Raw genomic sequence first — 15,411 nt, 5'->3', positions numbered from 1 at the left:
TGTTCGATCAGAGAAAATTGTGCTGGCGTGATCTCCATGCTCAATAGTTTAATCGCTCGGGCCATTAGTGTTAACAGGCCCTAGTGCGTCATTGCCGCCGCGCGTCTATTCGAAAAAATTACGTGCAAAGCCCCACATCTACACGCCGGGCATTGCTTCAACTTGACCCAACTCACCTCCACACGCACACTTCCGCTCGGAGCCTAGAAACTCCACACAGACAGCGGTGCCCACCTCCGAGAATTTGGTGGGTTTTTTGTGCTCGGCCATTTGGCCTGGCACTGCTCGGCGTTCCTACGCCGGGAGGGCGGCGAATACAACACCCGCAAGGGGAATAAGCCCGCCGGCTGTCTGCGGTTTCTAGCCTCCCGGCATCCCGCTGCGTTGTGCAGCGGGAGCTGCTTCACGGCAAGGAGAGCGGCATGCGCGACGAACTCGGTTACTGGATGTCCGAAGGCACGCAATACCACTTGCTGCGCGTGCGCGATCAACTGCGCCTGCTCTCCACCCTAGCCACACCGCGCTCGCGCGACGAAGGCACGTTGGGTACACCGGCGATTCCACTGCAGCAATGGGCGCACTGCCTGCAACACCTGGCCGAGCAAGTGGACGATGTGCTTAGGGAATTGAACACCGCCCCCTAAAGCTGCGCTTGTCTCGGTCAGCGTGTCGGCTCAGTAGCCGGTGGGCTGGCCGGTTTGGACGTGGGCGAGTACCTTGGCTTGTATCAGCGCGCCGCACCGGCATACAAGACAACTATGACCAGCTTTCGCTCATTCATGCTGCTGCTTTGCTTGGCACTTACCTCGGTGCTTTCGATCGCGTGCACCCGGCCGTCTGAGAAAGCGAGCGATCTGCCTGCTGCTCCGTCGCCCACACCCGCAGCACGTTCTGCGCCAACCACCGTGACGAAGAATGCCGCTCTCGACATCCAGCAGATTGAAGCCGGGCTTTTGAGATTTGCAGCATCGCTGGAACAACCCGGCGACATGAGCCACAAGCGGGTGGAGGAGATGCTTGGCATCAAATTCGACCCGCCGAAGGATCTTGCGGTGTCACGGCGTGTGCTGAGAAGCCTTCCTCTGGCGAACGGCTATACGTTGTATGTGTCGCACAGCCCGGAGAAAAAGGGGTTTTCCTTTATCAACCTCCTGATCGGCTTACCAGACAAGCAAGACCCTACGCGGATCCCGGCTGCCACATGCGTTTGGGATGCGGCTGATTTTTCTGCAAAGCTTGGGGCCATGGGTTACAAGCGCGGTGGGCAGCGCCCATTCCAGGGCGGCACTCTTCGGCAACATTGGCGCGCCATCCAGAAGAGTGATCAAGGCTTCTCGGTTGCCTTGTTGATTTACGAGACCACTGCCGACGGCGCAAGGCGCGAGTGCGTGTATGGCGCACAAATTGACGGAGGTGATGCATGACGCCGGAGTCATATGGAATAGCGCCAGTTGCGTCAGTATCCAAAGGTATGGCCGATGATTTGCTAGATTACGACGGTCCCACTTCAGTGTATGGATCATGTCAATGAGGCCTACCAAAGCTGCAATGCTATTGCTTACCTCGCTATGCGGAACTACGCTCTGTGCTTGCGCGCACACGACGGTCGAACCCACAGAGCCAATTTCGAAGGAATACGGCGCAATGACTACATCTGAGACCGACATGGTCAATCCCACGCTCGGCGCTGATGAAATCGGCAAGAGGTTCTTGAAGTTGCTGAAAGGCTTGGAATCCAGGAAGGATTTAACCGTTGATAGAGTGCGCGAAGTCACCGGTATCTCCCTCAAAAGAGTTACCTTCCCCTCCGAGAATCTTGAGTCCTATATCCATGGTCAAGCACTGAGCAATGGATGGAATTATTCTTTGGAACTGACTCCCGAGTCTCGCTCTCTCAAACAGGGCATCAGCCTATCCTTCATTAATAACAATGATGAATTTTCAAGCTTGGAAGGCAATTGCGTTGATTTCGAGAAGTACAAGAGTTCACTAGTCCAGATGGGATTTGTCGACTCGCCGGTGTACGGGGAAATTGGTCAATTGCAAAGTTGGCGGTTTGCCAAGTACGCAAAAGACGGCAGCGGCAAAGATATCGTGATCTCAATCGTTCCTCAGAATGAAGCACCTGGATCATCTGGCCGGCTCTGCGTCAAATCGATTGGAACTTTGAACTAACCAAGGATGAAAGCTGATGGCCACCCCCAGCCCACAACTCGAAGCAGCGTTAGCTCGATTTGCTGCGTCTGGAGGCAACCAAGATCAGGTTGCGCAGCTTCGCGGTGCGCTGATAGCTGACGCTAAGCTACTGCAGCAATTTGATCAGGAAGCACAAGCAGGTCATCTTCGAGGCTTTGCGCTGCAAGCAGCGAACAGTTCGGCGCCGAATCTCGCTGGAACTTACAACATACAAAGTGGTCTCATTACGCTCCCTTCAACAAGCATCCAGCCGACGGGAACATTAGCAAGTAGCGACCTAAAAGCCACTCTGCAAGTCCAACAGATGTCGGTAGCGTTTGCACACAGCACGTATCAAGACTCTGCAAGAAATAGTCATCCTGTTACACAAGATATGGTCGACAACCTGCAGTCAACCATCAATGGCTCACCGTTTTTAGCCGACGAGATCAAGAAGTCCGCGACTACGGTCGATCCTTCGGACAAGCAGCGCCCCCTGAGAGCGCACCTCGAAGGTTTTGGCTTTTTGGGACCAGGCATGGCGGCTGGTGGTACGTACGACGGTAGCAACAAGATAATGAATTTGCCGCCGCTCGGCCTCCAGACAGGCTCGGCTGCTAACCCTCACGGGACCTTTAACGATAGAGACATGACATTTGTGCTCGGACACGAGATCCAGCACAGTTTTAACCATGCATCTAAAAATCAGGCTACAAATAAATTTCTAGTGGATGTTGAAACCCAATCGAAGGCCCGAGGGCCTGTACATGACTACACGGACGAACTTCGCAACTACATACAGGCTGGACGTGAGGACGAAGCTAAAGCGGAGATTGCCGGCTGGAATGCATTGCTCAGTAAGCGACAGCAGCTCAATCCCAGTGCAGGCCTGAAGGAAATGCACGGAACGCAAATTGACAGGGTCAAGGATTTTGTCGAAAAGGATCCTTTCACAGGCCTTATCACCGGCAAGCCAGGTTTGACGTTCAACCAAGACGGTAGCCTCTCTCAGACGTCCGGAAATATTACGGCTATGGGGCACCATTATTTTGATAGACCATCGCCGCTCTATTCGCAGCCTGGCCAACGCCCAGTTGGCATCGGCGAGCACCGCAATTCGGCGGGCGCGCTCCAACCGACGGCCGACTATCCCAATTACTACGGCACTTGGGGGGTAGAACAGATCCTTCAGGCAGAAGATCGCGCAAACGTGCTGCACCAAGGTGTCCGGCCACAGGTGACGATCGATATGGCCGCGTTGGGGCTGAAAGAACATCTGATCGAGAACGAAGGTCTGGACCGAGGGCCGAACAAGACACCGTTTCCGTATCACGACAGCAGCACCAAGCCGCCCACGCTGCACCATTTCGACCACACGCAGGACGGCAGCGTGAATCGGGCGCACGACCACACCTACGTGCCGGTGGTACCCAGTGCCCCTGCCGCAGCGGGCCCGCGCGGCCCGGATGATCCTGCGCATCCGGACCACGCCATGCTTGAGCAAATTCGCGGTGGTGTACGCAAGATCGATGAAAGTGTGGGCAAGCCCTATGACGATATGAGCGAACGCGTGAGCCGCAGCCTGCTGGCCGCATGCAAGGACAACAGCGAGGCACATCCACACGTCACAGACTACGCGCTGGCCAGCAACGCGCTCAGCCGTGTGGATCATGTGGTGATGAGCAAGACCGGCAACGTGTTCGCGGTGGAGGGACGGATGGACGATCCTGCGCACAAGCGCGCGCATGTGGAGATCGATCAGGCGATCCATATCCCCGTCGAACAGTCGGACCAGAAGTTGCTGGCGGCCAATCTAGCGATCGCGCAAGAAAGAGCGCTAGTGCAGCAGCAAGAACTGGCGCGCGGTATGAACGAGCCGAGCCCAGGCGGCCCGGCTAGATAGGTCTCACGCTGACCAGGCGCGACGAAACTGCATACTCAATGGCGCGCGATACCACGCCGTTCAATTGCGACCAATACCGCACGCACCCACATCCGGGCATGGCTCGCTACTGCCAAGGCATCGAGAACATGACGTTGCGTAACGAAGCGCATCGGCAGGGGCGCGCGGCTCCGTCGGATTCCATCGTTGCGCTGCCTTGGCCTCGGCACGGCAGAGGCCAAGCAGCTGGGCGATGCATGCGTAGGCGGGCAGGCGATGCAGCGGCTACGTAACGGGTGGGAGCAGGTGTCTGCGGCTGCGGGTAGATGGCAGCGGTGTCAGCGTGGCTAGGTAGCTCAGGTTGGCAGGCGTGAGGGCGTGGTGCATCTGCCCGGCTGTTCGTGATGTGCCGCTAAGGCGCACAGGCCGTGTGCTCTACCCGTTGCTCAAGAATCGCGCGCACCGCGTTGGCTGCGTCGAAGATGGCCTGGCCCAGGGTTGGCAGCGTCTGTGCGTGCAGGCACTGTGGGGCGCTCATGGCGATCACGTCGCCGTGGGCGGCGATGGTGCGCATCAGGCGGTCGAGTTGGTCGATCTGGTCCAGCGTGAGACAAAAGACGGCGGCATGCGGGTGCATTGCGTGATCCTCTGCGAAGCATGGCGAGGCACGTGCGCACTTCGCGCAGCATGCGCGCAGCGTGCCTGAAGGGTGGCCGTGCACCTGCGTGGCTGCACGCGCACGGTGGGGCGTCAGTCTGTGGGCGCCACACTCACCACTAGCTCGCCATCGCGCAGGCGGATGTGCAGCTTGCTGCCAATGGCAAAGCCCAGTTGTTCCAGCCAGCGGCCGCGCAGGCGCAGCGTGGGGACGCGTAGGTCGCTGGCTGGGTAATAACCGTAGCCGACGGTGCAGTGTGTTGGGGCACGCGGGTGCCCGGGGCGTGGGGGGCGGGCTTCGGCGCGGGGTTGGGGGATGGGCGTGCGCTCGACGTAGGGCCGCGGCTTGATCGAGGGATCGAGCGAGTGCCAGCCGATCTCGCGGGGCGGCGGCTCCGTGGCGCGCTGGCGTGCGGATGTGGGACGGGACGTGGATCGACGCATGGCAAAGCCCTCCTTGACGAACAGGCCCCGTTGCACAACGCAACGGGATGTCGGGAGGCTAGAAACCGCAGAGAGCCGGCGGGCGTATTTCCCCGAAGGGTGTTGTATTAGCCGCCCTCCCGACGCAGGCATCGCGTCGGTTGCACCCGCAAGACGCTGCAGGCACAAAAAACCCACCGGTTTGACGGAGGTGGGTACCGCTCTCTGAGGAGTTTCTAGGCTCCTTGGGGTGGAGATTGCTACGCGCTACGTGACGTGTCAACTGGCTGAGACTGGTAGTCTGGAGAACATGCGCTGAGACGTGTTCTTAGCGGGGCAGAGCACAGAGAATTTCGAAGTACGACGCGAGCAGAATCTGGTGTCCTCCACTTTTAGCCTGCGACAGCACTACTCTGCGCATTACTTGCAACCGCTCCATTCGATCAGGATCTTGTGCAGAAGAGTTTGGAGTAGCCGTGATAGATAAAGAACTTGCCTCGAATCGAAGCGCCGCGTTGGGCAACAGGAAGACAATGACAAGACTCCGCTCACTCGCTCTGCTTGTTTCGCTGACGCTGGCGGCGGTGCTATCGAGCTCCTGCGCTCGCTCCTCCGAAGAGATAGCCGGCGATGCCCGTGGTGTGCGCTCTGTGGCAGCCAAGTCCCCGGCATCCCACGCTACGTCAAAAACCGTGACCAACGGAGTCAACACCCCGACAACAAGCATCAGCAACCAAGAGTTAGAGGCTCGATTGCTGCAGTTCGCCGATGCATTCAAGGTTCCAGAGGACATGAGCTATACGCGCTTGGAGTCCGCGCTGGGAATGAAGCTTGGGCCCGCCTCAGAGCCTGCATCTCCTTGGCATGTGGTGAAGGACGTCGCACTAGCCGATGGCTATACGTTCTATGCCACGCATTTTCCTGCGAAAAAAGGCTTTTCAAGCATGGAGGTTGCGGTGGCTCTGCCCAATCCCATCGACCCAACGCGCACGCCGACATCCGTCTGCATTTGGGACGCGGCAGCGCTCTCGCAGAAGTTGGAGGCCATGGGTTACAAGCGCGGCGGGCAGCGCCCTTTCCAGGCGGGATGGCTACGCCAACACTGGCGCTCCATCGACAACGGAAAGCAGGGCTTCTCAGTGGCATTGCTGATTTATCGAACTAGCCAAGAAAGCGGCTCGCGCGAATGCGCGTTTGGCGTGCAAATTGATGGAGGTGATGTATGACACCTGTTGATCCGCGAATTGAACCTTTGCTAGCTCGGATGGCTGAAGACCCACGCCTTCCTAAAGAGGCCGAGTCCAGCATTCGGCAAGCGCTCGCTGAATCGCCGTACCTATCGAACTTATTAGGCAATGCGATTGAGAAAGAACAGATAGGAGCGATTGCGGTCTCGCACGGCCAAAACAACGGCGGCCACTTCCAGGATGGTAAGGATGGCAAGGCGGGAACGCTCAACATTAGCGAAGCAGCCTTCGCAGATTTCAGCGGTACCCAGCGCATCGATTACCTGACAGAGGTCATGGGCCACGAAACGATGCATGGTGTGCTGGCTGAGCATCGTACCCAGGCACTGGCAGAGTTCGGAAAAACCATGGGCAGCCGCATGCAGGAAGCCCATGAAAACCGAGAGGGTCAAGTCGACCTCACGGGGCCGACGCAGGTGTACTTGGACGCAACCCGAGAAGATGAAGCATTGTCCGAGATTTCCGGCATGCGCGCCCTGCATGACCGTATCAAGCATCAAAGCCCGACGATGCCGGATGACATTGTCGAGCTACGGCTACTCCAACGCTCCACCACCCGTTGCGTAGACAGAGAAACAAACCCTCCGCAATTTGCCAACGGCCTGAGCTACGACGAGCTAACGACGCGCCCATTTGCACGCAACGACGCGCTAACCAAATCTGTAGAGCAGTGCTTCTACGACAGTAGAGGTACGCTCGGGCCGCACGGCGATTCCGATTACCGCAACTACTACGGTGTCAGTGCCATCAGCCACATCGCGAAGAACTATAACCATCTGGCTCACGACCGGCAGCCTCCGGAAGTTCGCATCGACCTCAAGTCGCTGGGCCTAGAACCAAGGCAATTGGAACGCAACGGGCTGGACCTAGGGTCTGCCTCGACGTTCAATCTTGTGGATTTGGGCAAAGACGGATATGGCATGGTGCAACTCAAGGAAACCGGTACACGCGGCATCAACTCCCCAAACCTGGCAACGCCTGTTGAACCCAGCCCCAAATTGACGCCTGCAGATGCAGGCCACCCAGACCACTCAATGCATCAGCAGATTCGCGGCAAGGTGGAACAGCTGGATGCCGCCAACGGCCGCACATTCGATGTAACCAGCGAGCGGATGACGGCCAGCCTGCTCACCCTGGCCAAGGACAATGGGTTGACCCGAGTCGACCACGTGTTGCTCAACGAAAAGACCAAGGATGTGCCTGCTGCACAGACCCTGTTTGTGGTGCAAGGCGAGCCGCAGGACCCAGCAAAGCTGAGAGCGCATATGCCGACGGCAGAGGCCGCGCAACGGCCATTGCGAGAAAGCTTTGCGCAACTAGAAACGATCAATCAGCGCTTGGCACAGGAGCGTGCGCAGGAACAGTCGTTGGAGCAGCGGCGTTCACAAGAGCAGCAATCGCGCAGCCCGCTGCCGACGTTGTAGGGAAGCATGCGTACAAGCTTAGTTCTTGCAAGTGGTACCGTAATTACAGCTTACGATAAAACATCTTCTGTAACTCAGTTGGTAGTGGCTGTGACCGGATAACTGAATCTGATCACGTCATTGCCAGGACGTCACTTTAGGTGCGCTTGCTGATTACTTCAATGGGGTTGGCGCTTGACCCGAAGAGATAGGGAATGGCATCGGTCTTAGATTTCAAACCTGTTGAAGCGATTCAGTTTGTCCGTATCGGGTTTTCGACCAGTGGCTGAAGCCGCCGATTCATGAACAAGTCCCCATCTCCATATGACTCGCTTCCAATGACTAACGTTAAGCTCGTCCCTAGCACATCGTCGGAAACTCTGTACTTCACGGGTGGCTTGGTTGCTCTTCCCGTAAGCCGGCAGGAGTTAATACTCGGTCCAATACAGGTGACCCCAAAAGATGCATACATAGGGCCAATGTCATTCCATGACGCGTGTGGTGTTGCTGCGGAGGTTGGGAGTTACCTGGTTGGAGCTAATCATGTACATGTTGGGCAAAGTCCGGAGCGGGTCGAATTTTGGAGTCCTTTCCCAGGGGTTACTGGAAAAAGTGAGAAGACAGCCGATGCTTGGCATGGGATCTCATTTGCTGCGGGAGAGGCCGGCGATGAAGTCACCGCAGAACTGGCTAACTATCTTTCGCTTTCACTGCAGTTCGCTGGGCTACGGATGCGAGAGGTCTGCCGGCTGCATAACGAGCAGTTGCGGTGGGCATTAGCCCTTCCCCGGAAACCGGGAGGACGCTTCTCCAACGTTGCAATGTTCGACTTGCACCTTGCTATCCACTCATTGGTAGCGGAGCTTTGCGCGGCGAGAGATTACCTGGCTACGTTGGCTGCAATTGGCGTTAACGCGAAAAAGGGAACTGATAGCTTTGCAAGGCTCTGCAGTTGGCTCAAGAAGGAGGCGAATTCTAAATTCCGATCTGACCCGTTCGTAGATCTACTCTTGACTGCTGCGGGTACAGAAACTGAGCCAGGTTGGCTTACTGAGCTTGGAGAAATGCGCAACCGCTTTATGCATAGGCAGCCATTGGCAGCAGATCATGCATCTACGGCCCTTCTTTTCCAGACAACCGCAACGAAAGTAGGGGCTATGTCGACAATTCAGCTGGCGCCATTTAAAAGATATAGCTTGGAAGCACCCGAGGACCCTGGGGTCACGCTTCTGCGCTTCTTCCAAGAGACGGGGAAACTTTGCACAGCTGCGATTCCCATGGCGAAATTTGCCCCAGCCTTTCCTGTGTTCAAGCTTGGTGGCTAGGCAGCCACGGCATGCGTTATCACGCCGAAGGCTGGAATTAATAAGTCTAGCGGATTTCTCATACCTTCCCTAGGTCTTTCCCACAAGCTGCCCAATCGTGACCTCGCCAGGAATCAAAATTTCAAACAGTGATTTGTGATCATCTGGTAATCCATTGGGGCGGTAAATATTTTCATCGATCGAATGCCCAGTCCAGTACAGGTGATAGTGCTGCATTCGGGACTCGATATCAGCTGGAAAACTGAAATCGAGCCAGCTCATGTCGTGCCTTGACACTGGAGACGCCGTTCCCACTTCAAAGATTGGCGATCCAGCCGGCAACTTCATGCGAGCGGCAAATTCCTTGGCGGACTCCAACTCTTCTACACAGAACAGAGATGAAAGCCGAGAGTTCAGCTTGGCCCCCTGCGCCGAAAAAATTCTCCTGGCAACTTCAAGGAAGTATTCGCGGCGGAGGATCTCGTTCGAGGTTCTAACCTCAAATGGCGGAGTGAACGACATGCCGGCTGCTCTGAACTTCTCTGCGAAGTTCCTTCCAAACGAAGACAAGCCTATTTCATTCACTGCAATGACATGGCCGGGCTTCAGCCGGCTGTGCTTATCGATATGGAAAAATTTCTGCATGGCCACATAGAATTAATCTGAACAGAAGCTCAAGCGTATAGCAACTTTGGGCTACTTCGCGACTTTTGGCTGCTCGAGCCTGACCATTCCGCAGAGGTGTACAGCTAGCCAAAAAGCTGCTTCGCAACTCAGTTCGGCCTATTTGATCTGAATCCGAGTCTTAATTTAGCGGCTAAGCGCTGATAAGGCCGGCGTTTTGGAGGCGTTGCAGGTCTTTGGTCGCCATGTTTGGCCTCGCATCCACCAAGATGGTGTCAAAGCCATACTAGATCGATCATGTGAGCCCGGCAGGTGTGCGCCTACGGATAACGCGGCAGAAGCTCTAGGAGATACCGCGCCAAGCAAGCCCTTCAGCTGCCCACTCGGCAGTGTTGGCTTGGCTGATTGCTTCCCGCGCTTCACCCCAGGTAAGCATTGCATCCAGTGCAGGGCACAGGGCCTGGCCCCATGGCGTGAGGCGGTAGTCCACCTGCGGCGGTACCTGCGCGTAGACGGTGCGTTGCACCAGGCCGTCGCGTTCAAGCTGGCGCAGCTGTTGGGCCAGCCTCTTCTGCGAGATGGCGGGAATCAGCCGTTCCAGATCCGAGTAGCGCTGCACCTTGCCGTTTCTGTTTCTCAGAAATGAAAAAACCGGCCCAAGGCCGGCTTTTTCTCCCTGACTCCTAAGGTGCAAGCCCGTAGCAATGAGGGTTAGTTGTTGAGGCCCACGTTAGCCACGACCGGCAGGCACGTCAACCTGACATGACGGCATCATGCTTTATCCACCAATGCGTTGATTTGGGAAACGTTTGCTCTAACGATATTGCTTGGGAACTGTCTGGCAGGCATGTACTCAGATCCAGCCTTACCGGCGACGATGGTCGCCGTCCAGGGCAGTGCATTCGAGACACCTCACCCGTTGAGCGTGCGGCCGCCGTCGACGATGATTTCCGAGCCCACCGTCCAGCGGGATTCGTCCGAGGCCAGGTACAGCACGGCCTTGGCCACTTCGTCCGGGGTGCCGAACCGGCCGAACGGGATGGTGGCGGCAATGTCCTTGTTGACCTGGTCGCGGTAGGCGTCGGGGATGCCGAGCTTGTCGTACAGCGGGGTTTCCACCGGGCCGGGGCTCACCGCGTTGAGGCGGATGCCGCGCGCCAGCAGTTCGCTGGAGAGTGTCTTGGTCATGCTCAGGAAGGCCGCCTTGGTCGCGGCATATACCGACGAGCGGGCCGCGCCCACATGTGCATTGATGGAGGTGTTGAGCACCACCGAGGCGGGGTTGGCGAACACCGGCAGCAGCGACTGCAGGAGGAAGTACGGGCCTTTGACGTTGATGGCGAAGGAGGCCTCGAAGGCCTGCTCGCTCCACTCTTCGATCGGCGCCCATACCGAGACGCCGGCATTGAGGAAGGCGATGTCGAGCTGGCCGTAATGCGCCTGCACCGCCTGCGCGAGTTGCTGCTGCGCGGCGACGCTGGCCGAATCGGCGCGCAGCACCAGCACCTCGGCGCCCAGCGCGGCCTTGGCCTTGGCAATGGACTCGGGGTTGTTGCCGGTGACGATGACGCGGGCGCCTTCGGCAAGAAACTGACTGGCGGTTTCCAGGCCAATACCGCTGGTGCCGCCGGTGATGAGGGTGCGTTTGCCTGCTAAACGGGACATAGGGTGCTCCTGAGCGAGGCCTGCCGCGCGTGGCCGGCCTTCGAGGTGTGCAGCGTGCGCCCATGCTGAATTTGCTAGAAGACGTCCCCGCCACATACCATTCATGCGATCTGCGCATGAATTGATGGGCTGGCGATGGACCGATTTCTGCTGATGACCTGCTTTGCCCGTGCGGTGGAAACCGGGAGTTTTTCTGCTGCGGGGCGGGATCTGGGCTTGGGCCAGCCCAATGTCAGCCGCCACGTGGCGGCGTTGGAAGAACATCTGCACACGCGGCTGCTCAACCGCTCCACCCGCAAGCTGGTGCTGACGCCGGAGGGAGAGCGCTACTACGCGGAGGTGCGCCGCATCCTGGATGCGGTGGGCGAGTCGGAAATGTCGCTGCGCGATAACGTGCAACCTTCCGGGTTATTGCGGGTGGCCTGCCCAACGGCGTTGTCGCATCAGTATGTGATGCCGCTGGTGCCGGAGTTTTTGCGGCGCTTTCCGGGCCTGGAGCTGGATCTGCAGATCAACGACCGCTTCGTCAATCTGCTCGATGAGGGTGCGGAGCTTGCCATCCGCATCGGCCACCTGGAAAACAGTGCGCTGCGTGCACGGCGAATTGGATCGTTCAAGCGCGTGTGCGTGGCAAGCAAGGACTATCTTGCCGAGCGCGGCATCCCCATCGTGCCCGACGACCTGCGCCAACACGATTGCGTGCTGTACACCTTGTTGGCATCGGGGGCGAGCTGGCGCTTCAAGGAGGTGGACGTGCCGGTCACCGGCAGGATCCGGGTCAATTCGCCGGAAGCGGCGCGCGAGGCGGTGAGCGCGGGCCTGGGCATCGGGCAGGGGCCGGAATGGTTATTCGAACAGGGGCTCAACGCCGGGCATCTGCAGATCGTGCTCAGTGCGTTCGCTGGCCCTGCGGTGCCCATGCACATCATGTATGCCGCCAACCGCCTGGTGGCCAAGCGGGCGATTGTGTTTATGGATTTTATTGCCGAGGCGTTTGCGAAGATTCCGCAACTCAACGCCCCCTCCTGCTCGCAGCGATAGACGTTTATTCCAACGGTCTTGGCGAGGCGCGCTGGTAGTTGGAAAACGTCTTGTGGAGTGAGGCGGCGCGCTCATCGGCAACGACGTTTTCCACACGGCTCAACCCACGCGATGCGATGACGGCCGAGGCTTTTGCATCGCCCAATAGATAAGCCAGGCGCAGATACGCCAGACTGTCGACCAGGTTTTTGTTGTTGGAGTCGCTGGCGTACACATCCGACAGCCCGTAATAGGCATACAGATTTCCGGCCACTGCGGCGCGCCGCAATATATCGATCCCCTTATAAAAGGGCCCAGTGAGTGCGGTCTTTTTGCCGTAAATCACGGTGGCGGCCTTGTTGCCTGCTTGCGACTCCGCTTTGAGCTGGTCCAGGTTCAAGGTTTCCAACCGGGCGAGTTCGTCCTCTGTCGGGTAGCCGTGGGTCCACAGCCACTGCGCTTCTGCATCCGAGTTGGCAACCAATGGCCCACTGACCCTGCAGGCATTGGGACCCTGCGGGCATAGATAGCGTCTTGCTTCCTGGCTCACAGAAGGCGGCTTGATGTTGGCCGCGTGATCGGGCGGCATTGTTGCGGCGTTGCGCTGGCCAGTGGCAGTTGGGGGTGTAGCAAGCGCAGACGTTGACGCCTTGCCGGTTTGCGCTGGTTGGTCTGTTTTTTCGCAAGCGGCAAGTGCAATGCACAGTGCCGCCAGGGGCAGGAACGTTTTTACGCGCATGGTGCCATCCGTTGCGGGCTGCAGTGGTCAAGCGTGATGGTGCTTGATGTTGGCCTGCGATGCGAATGCGTTCTTTGATTGCTGGCCTCTGATTGCAGGCCTGCGCTGGCAGTCAACACACACCGCCTCCTCCCTACCCTCACCCCCGGCCCCTCTCCCGGGGGCAGAGGGGAGTGTTCGCCACGTCTGTTGGGCAAAGCAGGCCGACTCCGCCGCCTTTGGCCTGCACTGCTCGCAGCCCGCACTTTGCGGGCTGCAGATAACGGCGGTTGAGGCCGCACAACGCAGGTGGCGCGTGGCCGGATGTGGCGTGTCGCTCCCCCCCCGGTTGCACGTTTTGCCGTGCGGTTGGGGCCGCAGGTCGCACCCGCCCAGCTGTCCTGGCTGCTGGCGCAAGAGTGGGCAAAACAGGCCACACGGTGCGCCCCGCGCGGCGGGCCGCCATATGTGGCTGAAGGCCAGATCGCTTGCTGCGTAAGGCTTTCAAGGAAGTGACGCGATCTGATTTGCATGAAATTGGAGCGCCTGAGACGAAATGCATCCCTGGTCTGAATTTTCCGTATATCGTGCTGTAAGTCACATTTAGATGTGACCAACGTCGCAATTAACCGGCGAGAAGGATCTGGGCATGACCGACAACACGATAGGGCTGCACCCGCAGCCATTGGGCGGGCGTGGTGTGACAGGACAGGGATGGGCGGTCATGCCGCCGTCGTTGACGTCGTCGTTTGGTCATCGCCGCATGGCCGCGTTGCCACGCGTGCCGGTGCCGGTGCCGACATCGACGCCAACGCCAGCAATAGCGCCAGCGCCAGGGACACCCAGTCTCAAACGGCTGCTGCGCAAAGGCGCACGCAGCCTGCTGAGAACACTGCCCTGGCGGCACCAGGACCGGCTCCACTTCCTGCATACGTTCGGGCGGCTGCCGGATCTGTATGCGCCGAAATGCTTCAACGAAAAAATTCTCTACCGCAAATGCGTGCACGGCGATTACCCGCTGTACACGCGTCTGGCAGACAAGTTTGCGGTGCGCTCCTATGTGGCGGCCAGGATCGGTGAGGCGCACCTGGTGCCGCTGCTGATGGACAGCACCGACCCACACGAGTTGTTGCAGCTGCCACGCTGGCGGCAGACCGTGATCAAGGCCAACCACGGTGCGGCCATGGTGCAAGTGGTGCGCGACGAGCCGGATGCGGTGCAGAAGCGCCGCATCATCGAGCGCTGCGGCCAATGGCTGCGGATCGACTTCTCCGAGATGGTGCGCGAGATCCATTACCGCGATATCCCGCCGCGCATTCTGGTGGAGCGGTACATCGGCGAGGCGCAGCAGGTGCCGGTGGATTACAAGTTCCACATGTTCCGGCAGGCGGACGGCAATTTTCATTACGTGCTGCAGGTGATCTACGGCCGCTTCGACACACCGAAGCTGGCGATGACCTTCTTCGTCGATAACCTGCACACGGCCTTCCACCGCATCCGCGACGACGGGCGCACGCCGCCCTGCGCGCCGGCGCTGCTGGAGCAGGCACTGGAACTGAGCAAGGTGCTGGCGAGCGACTGCGATTACGTGCGGGTGGACTGGTATATCCAGCGCGGGAAAATCTATTTTGGCGAACTGACCTTCACCCCGGGCGCGGGGCTGGTCACCGGGCTGGCCCGCGGGCTGGACCGGATGATGGGCGATATGTGGGTGCAGCGGCGCATGCCGGTGGAGCCGTGGTTTTCCGGGGAAGGCATCCGCGTGCGCGTGCCGGTGCGGTGAGGCGTGGCGCCGGTGTCTGTGGCGATGACCGGGCGGCAGATGGATCAGCGGCAGCGCCACCGGGGCGTAGCGCCCGGATGCCATCTTGGCGAATGGGTGTATCAACATCGTCAGCCGCAGCAGACCGCTGCGCTGACGATACCGATGCTGGCCTGCGTGGCGGATTACCCACGCACCTTTAGATGCAGCATGGGGTAATGCGCGTAATGGCCGATGCCATTTTGGATCATGGGGTCTTGCGCGGTGAAATCCGCAATCTGCTGATCATCGGCAATCTGATAGAGCGATAGACCGAAGCCGCCGGTGTCGTCGATCACCGGGCCGTGCGCCAGGATCAGGCCCTCGGCCAGGCGCTGGTCCAGAAACGCGCCGTGCTGCTGCATCAGGGATGTTTCTTCCTCCGTCATGGTGCTCAGAAAATCGCTGCGCGGCGGAATGTATTTGCAAAAATAAGACTTCATGGTGGGTTACTCGTGGCATGAGGGTGGCGTCGCGGCTTATTCAAAAGCC

The 15,411-nt window shown here is 58.7% G+C and carries 16 protein-coding genes and 1 pseudogene; 10 read left to right on the top strand and 7 right to left on the bottom strand.

Annotated elements, in window-relative coordinates:
• Nucleotides 1-422 precede the first annotated feature (422 nt).
• From XcyCFBP4188_RS20255 to XcyCFBP4188_RS23515, 5 genes and pseudogenes are all read left to right on the top strand, one after another.
• Nucleotides 423-644, top strand: a complete 222-nt coding sequence (locus XcyCFBP4188_RS20255; RefSeq protein ID WP_167393578.1) for an XAC0095 family protein — start codon at nt 423-425, stop codon at nt 642-644.
• Between the two features lie 114 nt (nt 645-758).
• Entirely contained in the window at nt 759-1,424 is a 666-nt protein-coding gene (locus XcyCFBP4188_RS20250; protein WP_043907560.1) for a hypothetical protein, read from the top strand.
• Nucleotides 1,425-1,644: 220 nt separating this feature from the next.
• Complete coding sequence (locus XcyCFBP4188_RS20245; RefSeq protein ID WP_006449190.1) at nt 1,645-2,175, top strand: hypothetical protein; 531 nt, start codon at nt 1,645-1,647, stop codon at nt 2,173-2,175.
• A 16-nt stretch (nt 2,176-2,191) separates the two neighbouring features.
• On the top strand, nt 2,192-4,078 hold the full coding sequence (locus tag XcyCFBP4188_RS20240) for an XVIPCD domain-containing protein (protein WP_233397358.1): 1,887 nt from the start codon (nt 2,192-2,194) through the stop codon (nt 4,076-4,078).
• 35 nt (nt 4,079-4,113) lie between these two features.
• Nucleotides 4,114-4,408, top strand: a pseudogene (locus XcyCFBP4188_RS23515) (hypothetical protein); the annotation flags it as partial.
• 61 nt (nt 4,409-4,469) lie between these two features.
• On the opposite strand, the gene XcyCFBP4188_RS20230 reads toward XcyCFBP4188_RS23515, so the two are convergent.
• Nucleotides 4,470-4,694, bottom strand: coding sequence for a hypothetical protein (locus XcyCFBP4188_RS20230; protein ID WP_095575070.1), 225 nt, complete (start codon nt 4,692-4,694; stop codon nt 4,470-4,472).
• A gap of 113 nt (nt 4,695-4,807) precedes the next feature.
• Entirely contained in the window at nt 4,808-5,158 is a 351-nt protein-coding gene (locus XcyCFBP4188_RS20225; RefSeq protein WP_104592735.1) for a SymE family type I addiction module toxin, read from the bottom strand.
• Between the two features lie 455 nt (nt 5,159-5,613).
• Here XcyCFBP4188_RS20225 and XcyCFBP4188_RS20220 point away from each other — a divergent pair, with 455 nt between their 5' ends.
• The 3 genes from XcyCFBP4188_RS20220 (at nt 5,614) to XcyCFBP4188_RS22720 (ending at nt 9,112) form a co-directional block, all read left to right on the top strand.
• Complete coding sequence (locus XcyCFBP4188_RS20220) at nt 5,614-6,363, top strand: hypothetical protein (protein ID WP_325176184.1); 750 nt, start codon at nt 5,614-5,616, stop codon at nt 6,361-6,363.
• On the top strand, nt 6,360-7,808 hold the full coding sequence (locus XcyCFBP4188_RS20215) for an XVIPCD domain-containing protein (protein ID WP_174705866.1): 1,449 nt from the start codon (nt 6,360-6,362) through the stop codon (nt 7,806-7,808). Before XcyCFBP4188_RS20220 ends, XcyCFBP4188_RS20215 begins: the two co-directional genes overlap by 4 nt.
• A 458-nt stretch (nt 7,809-8,266) precedes the next feature.
• Entirely contained in the window at nt 8,267-9,112 is an 846-nt protein-coding gene (locus XcyCFBP4188_RS22720) for a hypothetical protein (RefSeq protein ID WP_146094072.1), read from the top strand.
• Between the two features lie 69 nt (nt 9,113-9,181).
• Here the strand turns inward: XcyCFBP4188_RS22720 and XcyCFBP4188_RS20200 are convergent, their stop codons facing one another.
• The 3 genes from XcyCFBP4188_RS20200 to XcyCFBP4188_RS20190 form a co-directional block, all read right to left on the bottom strand.
• Entirely contained in the window at nt 9,182-9,742 is a 561-nt protein-coding gene (locus XcyCFBP4188_RS20200; protein WP_160113186.1) for a hypothetical protein, read from the bottom strand.
• A 316-nt stretch (nt 9,743-10,058) separates the two neighbouring features.
• Entirely contained in the window at nt 10,059-10,334 is a 276-nt protein-coding gene (locus XcyCFBP4188_RS20195; protein ID WP_248283119.1) for a winged helix-turn-helix transcriptional regulator, read from the bottom strand.
• 293 nt (nt 10,335-10,627) lie between these two features.
• Complete coding sequence (locus XcyCFBP4188_RS20190; protein WP_104592726.1) at nt 10,628-11,380, bottom strand: SDR family oxidoreductase; 753 nt, start codon at nt 11,378-11,380, stop codon at nt 10,628-10,630.
• Between the two features lie 135 nt (nt 11,381-11,515).
• On the opposite strand from XcyCFBP4188_RS20190, the gene XcyCFBP4188_RS20185 reads away from it, so the two are divergent.
• Nucleotides 11,516-12,421 carry a LysR family transcriptional regulator gene (locus XcyCFBP4188_RS20185; RefSeq protein ID WP_104592725.1) on the top strand — a complete coding sequence of 302 codons (906 nt, stop codon included), beginning with the start codon at nt 11,516-11,518 and terminating at the stop codon, nt 12,419-12,421.
• Between the two features lie 4 nt (nt 12,422-12,425).
• Here XcyCFBP4188_RS20185 and XcyCFBP4188_RS20180 read toward each other — a convergent pair whose 3' ends face one another.
• Nucleotides 12,426-13,139: a hypothetical protein gene (locus tag XcyCFBP4188_RS20180; protein ID WP_104592724.1), complete on the bottom strand. Its 714-nt coding sequence runs from the start codon at nt 13,137-13,139 to the stop codon at nt 12,426-12,428.
• A 643-nt stretch (nt 13,140-13,782) separates the two neighbouring features.
• On the opposite strand from XcyCFBP4188_RS20180, the gene XcyCFBP4188_RS20175 reads away from it, so the two are divergent.
• Complete coding sequence (locus XcyCFBP4188_RS20175; RefSeq protein ID WP_043910186.1) at nt 13,783-14,901, top strand: ATP-grasp fold amidoligase family protein; 1,119 nt, start codon at nt 13,783-13,785, stop codon at nt 14,899-14,901.
• A 164-nt stretch (nt 14,902-15,065) separates the two neighbouring features.
• On the opposite strand, the gene XcyCFBP4188_RS20170 is transcribed toward XcyCFBP4188_RS20175, so the two are convergent.
• Nucleotides 15,066-15,362, bottom strand: coding sequence for a YciI family protein (locus XcyCFBP4188_RS20170; RefSeq protein WP_006452056.1), 297 nt, complete (start codon nt 15,360-15,362; stop codon nt 15,066-15,068).
• Between the last annotated feature and the right edge of the window lie 49 nt (nt 15,363-15,411).

Origin of the sequence: Xanthomonas hortorum pv. cynarae, assembly GCF_002939985.1 — a bacterium.
Lineage (GTDB): Bacteria > Pseudomonadota > Gammaproteobacteria > Xanthomonadales > Xanthomonadaceae > Xanthomonas > Xanthomonas hortorum_D.
The sequence above is the reverse complement of the archived record's forward strand: the minus strand, read 5'-3'. Positions and strand labels throughout refer to the sequence as shown.